Below are 14,575 nucleotides of genomic sequence, written 5' to 3'. Positions count from 1 at the left end.
CAGCACTTTTCTGCGGCCATAGCCAAAACTAGCTTCACCGAACTACCTCACGAGTTGCTTGGCGTAGTCCACGCGTGGCTAAGCCCCCCTTCGGCTGGATGCGTATAAGCAGCATATCCTTTTTGCCCGGTGTCCTGTTGGGTAAAAGAGCCGTTTTTTCGTAGCCGAACTTCGTTCTCAGCATCTCATCTTCGCCTGCTGCAACGCTCCTACTGTTGCTTACCTTCGCCCCTACTATGACCGACACCGCCCAGACTCCCAAGAAGCTTTTCCTGCTCGACGCCTTTGCCCTGATTTACCGCGCCCACTTTGCCTTCAGCAAGAACCCGCGCATCAACTCTAAGGGCATGAACACCGGGGCCGTGCTGGGCTTTACCAACACGCTGGTGGAAGTGCTGCAAAAGGAAAAGCCGACCCACATCGGCGTGGCTTTCGACGCGGCCAAGAAAACCTTCCGCCACGAGCAGTTTGCTGAGTACAAGGCCCAGCGCCAGGCCATGCCCGAGGACATTGGCACGGCCATTCCCTACATCAAAAAGATCATCAAGGCCTTCAACATTCCAATTCTGATGGTGGACGGCTTCGAGGCCGACGACGTGATTGGCACCCTGGCCCAGCGGGCCGAGCAGCACGGCTTCGAGGAAGTATACATGATGACGCCCGACAAGGACTACTGCCAGCTCGTGACCGAGAAGGTGAAGATCTACCGGCCGGCCTTCATGGGCAACTCGGCCGAAGTCTTGGACCTGGCCCACGTGCTGCAGCGCTTCGAAATAGACCGGGTGGAGCAGGTAACCGACATTCTGGGCCTGCAAGGCGACGCCTCCGACAATATTCCCGGCATTCCCGGCATCGGCGAGAAAACGGCCAAAACGTTGATTCAGAAGTACGGCTCGGTCGAAAACCTGATTGCCCACGTGGATGAGCTCAAGGGCAAGCAGCAGGAAAACGTGCGCAACTTTGCCGAGCAGGGCCTGATGAGTAAAGACCTGGCTACCATTCACGTCAACGTGCCCATTCCCTTCGAGCCCGAGGAGCTGTGCTGCTCCGCCCCCGACGAGGCCGAGCTGACGGCCCTGTTCGACGAGCTGGAGTTCCGGCAGCTGGCCGCGCGCGTGCTCAAAACCGGCCCCGCCCGCACCTCGGCCACGCCCATTAGCCCCGCCAAAGGCAAGAAAAGCTTGGTTCCAACCGGGGCCGGCCACCAGGCTTCGCTGTTTGCCGGTCCGGTCGGCATCACCGAGTTTATCGAGGAAGACCCCGCCGACGCGGCCACCCAAGGTCCGCGCCGCACCCTGGCCGACGTGCCCCACCAGTACCACCTCGTCGACTCGCCGGCCCTGCGCCAGGAGCTGCTCAAGTTTCTGCTGCTGCAACAGGAAGTCAGCTTCGACACCGAAACCACCGGCCTCGACACGATGACCTCCCGCCTGGTGGGCCTCTCCTTCTGCTGGCTGCCTGGCGAGGCCTACTACGTGCCCGTGCCCCACGACGACCCCGAAGCGGCCCAGGCGCTGGTCGACGAGTTCCGGCCGTTTCTCGAGCACGAGGGCATCACCAAGATCGGGCAGAACATCAAGTACGACCTGACCATTCTCAAGCACTACGGCATCCGCATCGGCGGGCCGCTGTTTGATACCATGCTGGCCCACTACCTGCTGGAGCCCGACATGCGCCACAACATGGACGTGCTGGCCGAAACCTACCTGCACTACACCCCGGTTTCCATCATCGAGCTGATCGGGCCCAAGGGCAAAAAGCAGAAAACCATGGCCGACCTGCCGCCCGCGGAAGTTTCGGACTACGCCTGCGAGGATGCCGACGTGACCCTGCAGCTCAAGCACGTATTCGAGCCTAAGCTTGAAGCCCTGGGCTTGCTCAAGCTGCTCAACGAGGTGGAAAACCCACTGGTGCCGGTGCTGGCCGACGTGGAGTACGAGGGCGTCCGGATTGACTCCAGCGCCATGGGCGAGTACTCGGCCCAGCTGCAGGGCTACATTACCGACATCGAGAAGCAGATTTTCGCGGCGGCCGGGCAGGAGTTCAACATTGGCTCGCCCAAGCAGCTGGGCGAAATCCTGTTCGATAAGCTCCAGCTCGGGGGCGGCAAAATCAAGAAAACCAAGACCGGGCAGTACGCCACCGGCGAGGAAGTGCTCAGCGTGCTGGCCGTTGAAAACCCCGTGGCCGCCCTGATCCTGGAGCACCGCCAGCTCACCAAGCTGCGCAGCACCTACGTGGAGGCCCTGCCCCAGCTGGTGTGCGTGGCCGACGGGCGCGTGCATACCTCCTTCAACCAAGCCGTCACGGCTACCGGCCGCCTGAGCAGCACCAACCCCAACCTGCAGAACATTCCGATTCGCACCGAGAAGGGCCGGGAAATCCGCAAGGCCTTCGTACCCCGCGACGCCGACCACATTCTGGTAGCAGCCGACTACTCCCAGATTGAACTGCGCATCATGGCCGACTTCTCGAAGGACGCCACCATGATTGAAGCTTTCCGCCAGGGCATCGACATTCACAGCAGCACGGCCAGCAAGGTGTTCAAAGTGCCCCTGGACCAGGTGGACGGTGAAATGCGGCGCAAGGCCAAGATGGTCAACTTCGGCATCATCTACGGCATTTCGGCCTTCGGCCTGGCCCAGCGCCTGGGCGTCGGCCGCAAGGAAGCCGTGGAAATCATCGACGCCTACTTCCAGGAGTTTCCGGCCGTGAAGCAGTTCATGGATGCCAGCATCAACAAGGCCCGGGAGCTGGAATACGCCGAAACCCTGCTGGGCCGCCGCCGCTACCTGCGCGACATCAACTCCCGCAACGCCACGCTGCGCGGCTTTACCGAGCGCAACGCCATCAACGCCCCCATTCAGGGCACCGCCGCCGACATCATCAAGATTGCCATGATCCGCATCCACGACTGGCTGGACAAGGAAAATCTGGGCACCAAGATGATTCTGCAGGTGCACGACGAATTGGTGTTCGACGCGCCCAAGGAGGAAGTCGACTACATCATCCCGCGCATTCAGGAGCTAATGATAAACGCTCTGCCCCTGAGCGTGCCGATGGAAGTGGAGGTGGGCACCGGCCAGAACTGGCTGCAGGCGCACTAAGCATTTCTGAAGCAACAAAAAGCTCGTCAGGCAATATCCCGACGAGCTTTTTTGTACCTTTTTTTATCCAGGCCGCCGGCAGGCCGTATAGCAGAAGTATCCTTCCATACCGATTATGATGCCGCACCCAACTTCTACTACCACCTTCCAGAATGTGGCCCGCATCGGGCTGGGGGCCTTTATGGTCGTGGCCGGTCTGGGTCATCTCACCTACGCGCGCCGGGAGTTCCAGGCCCAGGTTCCGGATTTTGTGCCCTTCGACAAGGATACCGTGGTGCTGCAGTCGGGCGTGGTCGAAATCGGGCTGGGGCTGGCCCTGCTGCTCTGGAAGCGGCGACGGGTGGAAATGGGGCTGGGTCTGGGCGCCTTCTACGCGGCCGTCTTTCCCGGCAACATCCACCAGTATACCCACCACATCTCCGCCTTCGGCCTCGATACCGACGCCAAGCGGCTGGGCCGGCTCTTCTTCCAGCCCGTGCTCATCGGCACGGCGCTATGGTCGACGGGGGCCCTGGCCGCCCTGCAACGCAAACGGTAATTCCGGCGGCAGCCTGAATAGCAAAGGCCGGAACCCACTGGGGCTCCGGCCTTTGTTACTGGCTTGTGGTCTGCTTACTTGGCCGAGAAAGTCGTCACGGAAGTAATGGTTTCGTCGGGCTGTACCACGACGTTTTTCAGCACCAGCTTCGAGGAGGTCAGCTCGATGATGTCGGACTGCGCGGCGGCGCTGTTGCCCAGCTCCGGCGTGTTGAGGTAGAGCTTGGTCTGGTCGGCATTGATGTCCCAGGTGCCCATAGCCATCTGCTCGCTGTCGGGGCACAGGTTTTTGCCCTCGTTTACTTCCAGCGTCTTGTCGGATTTGAAACGGAGGTAGTTATCCTTTTCACAGGCGTTCATCTCGGCGTAGGCGTCCTTCGTACTGGTCTGGGCGCCGGCATACGTAACGGTGGCGGCGGCTACCTGCCAGTCTTTGCCCACCAGCAGATCCTGCTTGGTTTCGGTTTTGTCTTTTTTGCAGGCACCAAGGGCACCGGACAGCAGTAGAGATAGTGCAATAAGGGAAGAACGCTGCATGAAAGTAATGGAGTTGAAAAAAGTGTGGAGCAAGTTAAGCTCTTTTAGGCCTAGTAACCAAGCTTTTCGGCTCGGCAGCCGTTGGGCTCGACCAAACACTGCACCGCATCTGATGGTATAGTAGCCACTATGAGTCAACATCCGATTTCCACTTCTCCCCTCGACGTCGTTGTCATTGGGGCGGGCCCCGTGGGCCTGGCCTGCGCGCTGGAAGTGCAGCGCCGCGGCCTGCGCGTGTGCGTGGTCGACAAAGGAGCGTTGGTCAACTCCCTGGTGGGCTACCCCACCAACATGGAGTTTTTCTCGACGCCCGAGCTGCTCGAAATTGGCGGCTACCCTTTCCCTACGGCCCACTACAAGCCCCTGCGCGAAGATGCCCTCGACTACTACCGCCGCGTGGCGCAGTCCGAAAAGCTGACCCTGCGCCTTTACGAGCGGGTGCTGCGCCTCGACGGGGAACCTGGCGCCTACGAAGTCGTGACGGATAAAGGCCGTCTGGCCACGCGCTACGTCATCATTGCCACCGGCTTTTTCGACGTGCCCAACCGCCTAGGCGTGCCGGGCGAAGATGCGCCCCACGTAAGCTACTACTACAAAGAGCCCTACGCCCACATGGGGCAGCACGTGGTGGTCATCGGGGCCAAGAACTCGGCGGCTAAAGCGGCCTTGCAGCTCGTACGAGCCGGCGCCCGGGTTACGCTCGTGGTGCGCGGCGCCGCCATATCCGACTCGGTGAAATACTGGATTCGCCCCGACCTGCTCAACCGCATTGCCGAAGGCCGCATCCGGGCCCTCTACACCACCACCATCCAGCGCATCGACCCCAGCGGCCTGGCGGTGCTCACTCCCGAAGGCCCCAGCACTTTGTCCGCCGACTTCATCTACGCCCTCACCGGCTACCGGCCCGATTACTCCCTGCTGGCAGCTCTGGGCGTTTCCTTCCAGGACGACGCGGCCCGCACTCCCACGCACCACCCCGAAACCCTGGAAACCAACCGGCCCGGCGTGTACGTGGCGGGCACTGTCTGCGGCGGGCTGAATACCAGCCGCTGGTTTATCGAGAACGGGCGCCACCACGCCGCCGTCATTGCCGCCCGCCTAGCCCAAAACGTATCCTGAGCAAGCTTGGTCACTTGCCGTCCTATCATAAAAAGGGAGCTTCTGCCAGCAGAAGCTCCCTTTTTGCGTCGTAACAGACGTTCTTACTTTTTAGCGTAGGTGTATGTGAAGCGGTAGGTGTCGCCTTCCAGACTGCGGACGCCACTTACTTTCAGTGTTTTGTCGCTCAGCTCGATGATGTTGTAGCTGCTGCTGCCCAGACCCTGCATGGTGGTTTTCAGAACGGTTTCGTTGCTGTCGAACGACCAGGTGCCGCTGTACTGCTGCGGGTCGGTCGGTACGCAGCGCGAGGCGCCCTCGTTCAGGGTGCAGCTGCCGGCGGTTTCAAAGCGCATCAGGTCATCCTTGTTGCAGTCGTCGATGTAGGGAAACAGGTCGGTTACTACTTTGCCGTCGTCGTCTACCAGGCCGGGGTCCACGGTTTGGGCCGTCAGCACCCAGTTTTTGCCCGACAGCAGCTCGGTTTTGGTTTGGGCCTTGGGAGCCGGCTCACTCTCGCTGTCCTTCTTGCAGGAGCTGACCAGGGCAGTAAGAGCGAACAGGGCGAGCAGGGGTAAGCGGAATTGCGTTTTCATAGCGCGGGAAAGGGTTTATGAAGGTTGGAAAACTCTACTTGTGTGCTGCCAAACTCTTGTCCTTCAGCACGAAACAAAGGTAGACACCTCCCTTAGCGCCCTGCAAAAACGTGGGGTCACATGATAAAGTGACGCTTCACCCAATCAGCGCTTTGCTATACATATTCCAATATTTTCCTGCACCACATTTATATGTACCCAACTACCATCAGAGTCTGCGGCCAAGCTCTGAATGGCAGCCGATACCACTGGTTGCGTAGTCGCCTCGCAACGGGAGGAAAAGAAAAAGGGCCTTTCCCAGCTGGGAAAGGCCCTTTCTACTAGACCGTAATCGGTTACACTTACGGGAAGATAATGGCCCGGTAAGCGTTGGGGTTCACGGCCTGCAGGCTGGAGCCATACTTGGCGTTGATGGCCTTAATCATCTCGTTGGCAATAACCGCGTAGCCACGGGGCGTGGGGTGCACGCCGTCCAGCGAGAAGAGGTTACCGGCAATAAAGCCGGCCGTGTTATTCGTTCCGTTGATGGCAAACCCACGCGCGGCAACTTCGGCGAAGAACTGGTTGGCGTCGAAAATAGCCAGGCCTTTTTCGTTGGCTTTGCTCTTCAGCGCGTCGTTGAAGGCCGTGGTGCGGGCCAGAACAGCGGGCTGCTCCAGATCATCCAGCACCAAGGTGCTCGGCATCGGATTTTCGGTGCTGGCTCCAAATGCTTTGGTCGTGTCAATACCATTCACCGTCAAGAAGAGGCGCAGATCGACATTCGGTGGCAGCGAAGGCCGGGCCTGGGCATACACATCACGCCAGGCTTTGCCGTTGTTGGTGCGGCCATACAAGGTTACATACGGCGAAGCCGTGAGCGTGAACAGCTGCTTGCCGTTGCCATTGGCATCCCGGATATCATCCCGCGGAATCGTCTTGCGGGTAGGTGCGCCCGTGCCCGTGAAGACCGGACCAGTGGTAACAACGACGCTGGCAGTAGCGGGTAGGCTGGCCCGGAAGCTGGGGCCCACCGTGGTGAAAAACGGCACGTTGGTTACATCCGGAATGGTGGCTACCACGCCTTTGGCGCCGTTGGCCGTCAGATCGTCCAGAATACCGTTGGCTAGGCGCGTGAAGTCAGCAATGGGCGTAAGGGAGCTGGCGGCGGCACCGGCCGTAGCGAAGCCCAGCACATCGTTGTTGCCCAGCCAGAAGGTGAAGAAGGTCGGCGCCGAAGCGGCTACCCGCTGCCGGTATGTCTGGTTGCTGCCCGCCGGCGTGATCCGCTCGAAGTACGAGTTAAAAATCGGCGTTGGAGCCAAAAAGGTACCCCCATTCAGGGCAGTATTCCCAAAACCTGGCGTCTCAATGTCGGACATCCGGATACCGGGCACGCCCAGGTTATTAATGGGGTCGAGGTACTTGGCATAAGTGAACTGATTGCCCGCACGCGTCGGTACAGCCCCAACAACAGCCAGATTATTGGTCACGTTGACCGTGAGCGGGGAGCCCGTAGCGCCGAAGCCGGTAAAGCGCAGATACCCCGAGCCGTTCAGCTGAGCTTCCGTGAACAATGGCTGCGTGAAGTCGCCACCGCCAGCTGCTTTAAACTGGCCCGCCAGAATGTTAGGGTACGAGTTCAGCTGACCTTCGCGGTACAGGCCACCGTCGCCGAAGCCAGCGGTCAGCGAGTTACCAACGGCCACGTACTTGGTGAAGTCAGCCGAGCCTTTGTCGATGCCGGGGGCATCAATGTCGGGTTGGCACCCCGCCAGGGCCAAGCCGAGCAGGGCTAGTGCCGGCGTCCCTTTCTTGAGCAAAAATGTGTTCATATGAGTTGGTGGGAAGAGGCGTTAGAAAGTGTAGTTGAAGCCAATACCGGGGATGACGATCCGCGTTTTGTACGTACCGGCAACCCGGTCGACAGTACCGGCCGCCGTCAGCTCATCCTGGGTCTGGGTGCGCTCCTGCAGGTCGATAAACTGCGTGGAAACGTCCACGCCAAAACGGTCATTCACTTTGTACGAAATACCGGCGGTGAGGCCCAGGCGGTTGGCATCGGGCGTTTCGGGAGTCACGAAGCCGTCTTTCACCGGCGACAGATCGTAGGAGCCACCGGCACGCACGGTAAACGCGTCCGTGAGCTGGTACTGACCACCGAGGCGGAAGGTGAAGGCATCCTCGTACTCGCGGCGCGAGGAGCTGGACGTAACGCCACCTACCTGGCCCGAAGGAGCCACCAGGCCACCAGCACCGTTGTTGCCCCGGAATTTGAAGTCAAGCGACTTATAAGCACTCCACTGCACGTAATTCACGTCGAGGGCTACGGTCAGCTTTTCGCTGGGCATGAAGCCCACGCCCAGGCTGGTCGTGGCGGGCAGGGGCAACGTCACGTCGAATTCGGTAGCCGTGAAGCGGGCACCCACCGAGGTGGGCACGTTCTTGAACTCTACCTCGCCGCCGTCTACGGTAGCATCGATGCGGGAGCGGTAGCTGGCCCCGATGCTGAGCTTGTCGGTAGGCTTGTAGTAGATACCACCGTTGAAGCCGATTTTAGTCAGGGCTTTGCCGTCCAGGGTTACGTGGCCGGGCACGCCGGGCTGGCCTTCAATCGGAATATCGCGCTGCAGGTTTACGGCGCCGTAGGCCAGAATCACCAGGCCACCACCTACGCTCAGCTGGTCGGTAATGGCATAGCTCACCGTGGGCTGCACGAAGATGGACTTCAGATCAATGTCGGTCAGGGAGAAACGGCCTTCCCAGCCATCGGCGTACTGCAGCTTGCTGCCGAAAGGCGTGTAGATGGCAATACCGGCGGCAAACTTGTTGTCGCTGGAGCCGAAGCCGGCGAAAACGCTGAAGGGCGTTACCACCGAGTTGCGCAGCTCGCGCTGCTCGCCGCCAAACTGCGAGCGGAAGGCGCTGCGGGCGAAGGTGGCATTGCCCCCAATCTGTACGCCCCGCTCCCGCACCATAGCCAGAGCCCCGGGGTTGTAGAACATAGCCGCCTGGTCGAGGGAGAGGCCTACACCTACGCCGCCCATGCCGTTGTTCTTTATCCCGGCCAGCGACACTTGGAAGCCACCCGCCGAAGCTGCCGTACCCGAGAGTAGCGCACCACCCGCGAGGAGTAGAGTTTTTAGATTCATAAAAAGGAGAAAAGGGTGAGAATGTAGGGTTGTTGGGACTAAATGTAGGGAGAAAAACGAATTAAGTAGTAGGCGTGCCGACTAATTTACGCCCGTTTTCCGTGGTTGAGAAATCATGGAAAAATGTACTCATTATTCCTCATTCATTACGCGCCGCGTCTCTAGGTTCAGGCGCTGCCCGCTGACGAGCAGGTGTACCCGAAAATCCTGGGCGGCCACGGGTTCCCCGCGGCCGATGCGGCCCAGGTTGTTGCCCTGCAGGTGTTGCCCATCCACGACCATCACCACGCCGTCGCCGAACACTTCGGCTTCCTGCCCGTGGCGGATAATAATGCCCGTTTCTTCGGCCAGGCCCAGGCCCAAGCACAGGGAGTGGGCCAGCAGGGCGTGAGCCAGGCGCCCGAAACGGCCGCGCTCCACGAAGTGCTGGTCGATGAGCACGTTGCGGAGCAGGCCCAGGCCATGGTCGGTGCGGATGCCGCCCTTGCGCAGGGCCCGCCAGCCGTAGCCGGCCACCAGCATGTGCTCGGGCAGCACCGATGCCCCGGCGCTGGTACCGGCAATGATAAACTCGGGCTCCGTCTGGTACAGGCGCGTAAGCTCCCGCAGAAACTCGGTGCCGCGCAGAAACTCGGTTATCATTTCCTGGTCGCCGCCGGTGAAGAATACCAGCCGGGCTTCGCGTAGGCGCCGCAGCGAGGCGGGCTTGTCGGCCGAGTGGCGCTCGTCTATCTTGACGTGACTGACATTGGTGCAGCCCAGCTCGCGCAAGGCCCGGGTGTAGTTTTTGGCCGTCTCGGTATCGTCGCTGGCGGCCATGGCCAGAATAATAACGCTGGCCTCGGGGCTGGGCAGCATGTCGCAGAGCAGGGCCAACAGGGCATCATCATCGCCACCCCCAAGGGCAACGAGGGTTCCAAGCGGGGGCACGGACGACTGGGACATAAGAAACAAGGGTAAGCAGGAGCCAAATGTACACGGGATATTGAAATGCGCACGGGAACGGCCTGAGGAAAGCCCCGGGCTACTGATTTTGCCCTTGCCCGTGCTAGGCGCCCCGTTCGGGCATTTCCTTGACGAGTCCGGCCGGGGTTTGGTTGGGGACTTTGGCCCGTGGAGCGTCGCAGCTGAGTTGCTGCGGGCCGGTGGTACGGGCCCCGTACGGTTCAGCTGGCCGGGCGGGGCCCAACGCCGATAAGTGCAAGATTTGTGCGGCGGCCCGGGAATTGCCGAGCTGGGTTTGGCGTTAGGAAAAATGACGGAAAGCAGCGCGGCCGGGCCATTTTTTTGGTCTACTTTTGCGCGCCGAATACTCACTCAATCTGCTGCCTAGCGAAGCACCTCCCTCCTGACTTATTCCATGAATCAGCATCCAACTACTGACCAAATTACGTCCCTGATTCAGGAGGGCGAGTTTTTTAAATTAAAAGAGCTCCTTAAGTCGTTCGAGCCCTCGGAGCTGGTCGAGCTGATTGACAACGAGGAGGAGCGCGAGCAGCTCATCATTTTCCGGCTGCTGCCCCTGCAGCTGGCCACTGAGGTATTCGAGTACCTGGACCTGGATATTCAGCGCCACTTTCTGGCCAACCTGTCGCAGGACAAAATCTCAGACATCCTCAATGAGATGTCGCCCGATGACCGGACGGCCCTGCTGGAATTTCTGCCCGACGACTTTGTAAAGGAGCTGATTCAGACCCTGTCGGAACCCGAGCGCAAGGTGACGCTGGAGCTGCTGGGCTACCCCGAGTACTCGGTGGGCCGCCTGATGACGCCCGACTACATTGCCATTCGCGAGAACTGGACCGTGCAGCAGGTGCTCGACTACATCCGGCGCCACGGCGGACAGTCCGAAACCCTGAGCGTGCTCTACGTCACCGACCACCGGGGCGTACTCATCGACGACATCCGCATCCGGGAATTTCTGCTGGCCGAGCCCGAGCGGCGCGTCAGTGAGCTGATGGACCGCCGCTATGTGAGCCTGAATGCCATGCAGGACCAGGAAGCGGCCATCGACGTGTTCCGCAAAAATGACCGGGTGGCGTTGCCGGTCGTCAACGACGAGGGCGTGCTGTTCGGCATCGTGACCATCGACGACATTCTCGACATCCGGGAGGAAGAAGACACCGAGGACATCCAGAAGCTGGGGGGCTCGGAAGCCCTCGACGAACCATATCTGGCCACGTCCATCTGGGGTATGGTGAAAAAGCGGGCCGGCTGGCTGGTTATTCTGCTCATCGGTGAGATGCTGACTACCTCGGCCATGCATCACTTCGAGGACGATCTACAGAAGGCGGCCGTGCTGGGCTTGTTTATCCCGCTCATTATTTCAGCCGGCGGCAATGCCGGCTCCCAGGCCACTTCGCTCATTATCCGGGCCATGAGCCTGGGCGAATTCACGCTCTCCGACTGGTGGCTGGTGATGCGGCGCGAAATCATTTCGGGCCTGCTGCTGGGCTTGATTCTGGGCGTGGTCGGCTCCTTGCGCATCGTACTCTGGGCCAAGGTCGTAGACCCCGGCTATTTCGGGCCCTACTGGCAGTTGATTGCCGTCACGGTGGGCTTCTCCCTGCTCGGCATCGTGCTCTGGGGCGCTCTGGCCGGCGCCATGCTGCCCATGCTGCTCAAGCGCCTGGGCCTCGACCCGGCCACAGCTTCGGCGCCATTTGTGGCCACACTGGTCGACGTAACCGGCCTGATTATCTATTTCTCGGTGGCGACGCTGGTGCTGAGCGGCACGCTGCTCTAACCCAACGGGCAGCCCGTTATTTGACTTCTCCAACGAAAGGCGCAAAGCATTGCGCCTTTCCTGCGTATGCACGGTAGGGTTCCGCTTGCGGGCTGGGCCGACTGCTTATTCCTTGTTATGACCGAAGATCTTCTCACCAAGCAGGAGTGCCACTTCGCCTGGCTCGACATTACCAACCCTTCGGCGGCCGAGCTGCAGGCCGTGGCTGAGCGTTACGACCTGCCCGATTCGCTGGTGCGCGACTGCTTGGAACCCACCCACCTGCCCAAGTTTGAAACGACCAACGGCCTGAACTTCGTGATTCTGCGCGTGTTCGTGACGCCCGAAAACAACGAGGCCGACACGATTCAGGAGCTGAGCACCAAGATTGCCGTGTTCTACGCCGCCGACTACCTCATTACGGTGCACCGCCGCGCCCACCCCGTGCTAAGCCAGTTGAAACGAGTGGCGCAGTCGCCGGGGCAGGAGTGCATTTCGCCCGCCGAGGTGGCCGTGCACCTGGTGCGCTACGCCCTGAACAGCTTCGTGCAGCCCGCCCTGGTGCTGACCAAGGAGCTGGACGACTACGAGGCCGAGATATTTCTGAAGCGCGAAGTGCCCAACGCTCTGCAGGGTCTGTACTTTCTGAAGCGCAAGGCCTCGGCCGCCAAGCAGCTGCTGCTGCTCACCCGCGACATCATGACTATGCTGCGCCGGCAGACGCTAACCTCCTCGACCACCGACTCGACCCTGCTGCAGGACACCCAGGACTTGCAGGTGAAGGTAGAAACGCTCTACCAGCAGCTCGACGGCGCGGCCACCAACCTGATGAACCTGTATTTGTCGTTGTCGTCGCAGCGCACCAACGAGGCCATGCGCGTACTCACGGTGTTTTCGGCCTTCTTTCTGCCCCTGACCTTCATTGCGGGCATATACGGCATGAACTTCGAGTACATGCCTGAGCTGACCTGGAAGCTGGGCTACCCCGGCGCCATGGTAGCTATGCTGGTTATTTCAGTCGGGATTTTCGCCTGGTTCCGGCGCAAGGGCTGGATTTAAACCGTCCCGTATCATTGCCGGGAAAAACCCGAAGCCTGGGCCCTTTTTCCGCATTTTTCTTCCATGCCGATTCCACGCTTTTGTTTCGTCGCCGCGCTGTTTGGCTTGCAGGGCCTGCTGGCCGGCTGCGCCGCCGTGGGCCACCTGCCCACGCTGGAGCCCGGCGACTACCAGTTTTTCGATACCAACGACCCTGCTCTGGCCGCAACCGTAGGCTCAGAAAAGGCCTTTTACGTGGAGCAGGTTCAGGATTCGCTCACGTTTCTGGCCCAACCCGAAGCGGCCGGCCTGCCCCGCCGCTTCGCCTACGCCGTGCAGCCGGGCAAGCACCTGGTGCTGCTGGACCGCAAGTTTGACCTCGACGTATTCACCATTCCCTTCAAGGCCCGGCCACCGCGGGGCCCGGTGCCGGTGCAGCTCAACACCAACTTCAACGCAGCCCTGTACTTTGGCCGCCGCCTGGATTTCTACCACGTGAACGGCCGCAAGCTGCTCAACGGCCACCAGGTGCCCCAGATCCGGACGGTGGGCCTGGGCTACGGCCTGTTTACCGGGCTGGGCTCTACCATCGTGAATCCGGACGTGACCGGGCAGCAAAGCCGTGTGGCTGAGTACGAAGGCTTTGTGGTGCACGCCGGGGCCGCCACCATCTACGATGCGCGCATCTTCAACCTGGGCCTGGCCGTGGGCTTTGACCAGCTGCTCGGCCCCGACGGCCGCCACTGGATTTATCAGCGCAAGCCATGGTTTGGGGTGCTGTTTGGGCTTGATTTGAACTAGGCTGCTAAAAATCCAGCTTGCCGCGGCCGGCCTTTTTCTCGCCGTGCTTTTTCTTGGATTCCAGGCGCTTGCGCACGGCACCTTTGCTGGGCTTGGTGGCTTTGCGGGCTTTGGGCTTGTGCAGGGCCGTGCGCAGCAGCTCGTGAAATTTCTGCACCACGATTTCCTTGTTGCGCAGCTGGCTGCGGTCTTCCTGGGCCGTGAGCAGCAGCTCGCCTTCGGTAGTTAGCTTGGAGGCCAGCTTTGCCAGCAGCGTCTGCTTCTGCTCGTCCGTGAGCAGCTGGGAGCTGCCGATATGAAAGCGCACTTCCACCCTGGATTCGACCTTGTTCACGTTTTGTCCGCCCGGCCCGCTGCTGCGGCTGGTCTGAAACTGGAGTTCGGGCAGAAAGGCGTCGGCGGGTGGCAGCATGGGCAAAGGAACGGCGGGCAAGCCGCAAAGTTACACGCTCAGCTCTGGCTACAGCCGCTGCCAGAGCAGCCACCCCAACAGCAGCAGCCGCAGGGTCCAGGCCAGGGTGCGCAGCCAGTTGGTGCGCACCAGCCCGTCGATGGCCACGTAATTATATCCTTCCTGGCCCAGGCGGTTGTGAAACGGCACCGAAACGAAGAACGTGGCCGCCCAGATGCCGACCACCAGCACCAGGCTCCACCACCCGGCCGCCCCCAGCACCTCCCGCCCAGCCCAGCCCAGCCCGGTGGCCAGCAGCAGTTCGGCCACCATGGGCGCCAGCACCACCCAGCCCATACGCCGCAGGTGGGCTTGGTGAAACGCCCCAAAGCCCGCGGCCGGCACCTGCGCAAAGCCGGGGTAGTGTACCAGCTGCACCGTCCAGATTACGCCGGTGAGGTAACAAGCCAGGGCAAAGTTGAGAAACAGGAGCTTAAGCAGCATAAGCGGGCAAGTGGAACGGTGTGGAGACGCAACCTTGCGTCTTGGCGTTGAACGGCTAAATGAGGTAGCTAACAAACAGTTTCGCAGCCTGAATAAACAACGCCCCACAA

At 60.7% G+C, this 14,575-nt stretch carries 13 protein-coding genes; 6 read left to right on the top strand and 7 right to left on the bottom strand.

The window, feature by feature from the left end:
• Positions 1-236: 236 nt before the first annotated feature.
• On the top strand, positions 237-3,107 hold the full coding sequence (gene polA, locus LGH70_RS13930) for a DNA polymerase I (RefSeq protein WP_226186696.1): 2,871 nt from the start codon (positions 237-239) through the stop codon (positions 3,105-3,107).
• A gap of 118 nt (positions 3,108-3,225) precedes the next feature.
• A complete protein-coding gene (locus tag LGH70_RS13925) occupies positions 3,226-3,645 on the top strand; it encodes a DoxX family protein (RefSeq protein ID WP_431357426.1) in 420 nt (139 codons plus the stop codon).
• Between the two features lie 74 nt (positions 3,646-3,719).
• On the opposite strand, the gene LGH70_RS13920 is transcribed toward LGH70_RS13925, so the two are convergent.
• On the bottom strand, positions 3,720-4,181 hold the full coding sequence (locus tag LGH70_RS13920) for a lipocalin-like domain-containing protein (protein WP_226186691.1): 462 nt from the start codon (positions 4,179-4,181) through the stop codon (positions 3,720-3,722).
• Between the two features lie 129 nt (positions 4,182-4,310).
• On the opposite strand from LGH70_RS13920, the gene LGH70_RS13915 reads away from it, so the two are divergent.
• Complete coding sequence (locus LGH70_RS13915; protein ID WP_226186689.1) at positions 4,311-5,300, top strand: YpdA family putative bacillithiol disulfide reductase; 990 nt, start codon at positions 4,311-4,313, stop codon at positions 5,298-5,300.
• 83 nt (positions 5,301-5,383) lie between these two features.
• Here LGH70_RS13915 and LGH70_RS13910 read toward each other — a convergent pair whose 3' ends face one another.
• The 4 genes from LGH70_RS13910 to LGH70_RS13895 all read right to left on the bottom strand — a co-directional run bounded on the left by LGH70_RS13910 (position 5,384) and on the right by LGH70_RS13895 (position 9,951).
• Entirely contained in the window at positions 5,384-5,875 is a 492-nt protein-coding gene (locus LGH70_RS13910; RefSeq protein WP_226186687.1) for a DUF5004 domain-containing protein, read from the bottom strand.
• A gap of 341 nt (positions 5,876-6,216) precedes the next feature.
• Positions 6,217-7,689 carry an SGNH/GDSL hydrolase family protein gene (locus tag LGH70_RS13905; protein WP_226186685.1) on the bottom strand — a complete coding sequence of 491 codons (1,473 nt, stop codon included), beginning with the start codon at positions 7,687-7,689 and terminating at the stop codon, positions 6,217-6,219.
• 21 nt (positions 7,690-7,710) lie between these two features.
• Positions 7,711-9,006, bottom strand: coding sequence for an OmpP1/FadL family transporter (locus LGH70_RS13900; protein ID WP_226186682.1), 1,296 nt, complete (start codon positions 9,004-9,006; stop codon positions 7,711-7,713).
• Between the two features lie 132 nt (positions 9,007-9,138).
• On the bottom strand, positions 9,139-9,951 hold the full coding sequence (locus tag LGH70_RS13895) for a cyanophycinase (protein WP_226186680.1): 813 nt from the start codon (positions 9,949-9,951) through the stop codon (positions 9,139-9,141).
• 415 nt (positions 9,952-10,366) lie between these two features.
• Here LGH70_RS13895 and mgtE point away from each other — a divergent pair, with 415 nt between their 5' ends.
• The 3 genes from mgtE (at position 10,367) to LGH70_RS13880 (ending at position 13,570) form a co-directional block, all read left to right on the top strand.
• On the top strand, positions 10,367-11,752 hold the full coding sequence (gene mgtE, locus LGH70_RS13890; RefSeq protein ID WP_226186678.1) for a magnesium transporter: 1,386 nt from the start codon (positions 10,367-10,369) through the stop codon (positions 11,750-11,752).
• Positions 11,753-11,869: 117 nt separating this feature from the next.
• On the top strand, positions 11,870-12,790 hold the full coding sequence (locus tag LGH70_RS13885; protein WP_226186676.1) for a magnesium transporter CorA family protein: 921 nt from the start codon (positions 11,870-11,872) through the stop codon (positions 12,788-12,790).
• Positions 12,791-12,853: 63 nt separating this feature from the next.
• The gene (locus tag LGH70_RS13880) at positions 12,854-13,570 is read left to right on the top strand and encodes a hypothetical protein (protein ID WP_226186674.1); all 717 of its coding nucleotides are present in this window, start codon (positions 12,854-12,856) and stop codon (positions 13,568-13,570) included.
• 4 nt (positions 13,571-13,574) lie between these two features.
• Here the strand turns inward: LGH70_RS13880 and arfB are convergent, their stop codons facing one another.
• Complete coding sequence (arfB, locus tag LGH70_RS13875) at positions 13,575-14,003, bottom strand: alternative ribosome rescue aminoacyl-tRNA hydrolase ArfB (protein WP_348533748.1); 429 nt, start codon at positions 14,001-14,003, stop codon at positions 13,575-13,577.
• 27 nt (positions 14,004-14,030) lie between these two features.
• Positions 14,031-14,465: a hypothetical protein gene (locus tag LGH70_RS13870; RefSeq protein ID WP_226186672.1), complete on the bottom strand. Its 435-nt coding sequence runs from the start codon at positions 14,463-14,465 to the stop codon at positions 14,031-14,033.
• Between the last annotated feature and the right edge of the window lie 110 nt (positions 14,466-14,575).

Source organism: Hymenobacter nitidus, assembly GCF_020447315.1.
In the GTDB taxonomy this organism is placed as follows: Bacteria; Bacteroidota; Bacteroidia; order Cytophagales; family Hymenobacteraceae; genus Hymenobacter; species Hymenobacter nitidus.
The sequence above is the reverse complement of the archived record's forward strand: the minus strand, read 5'-3'. Positions and strand labels throughout refer to the sequence as shown.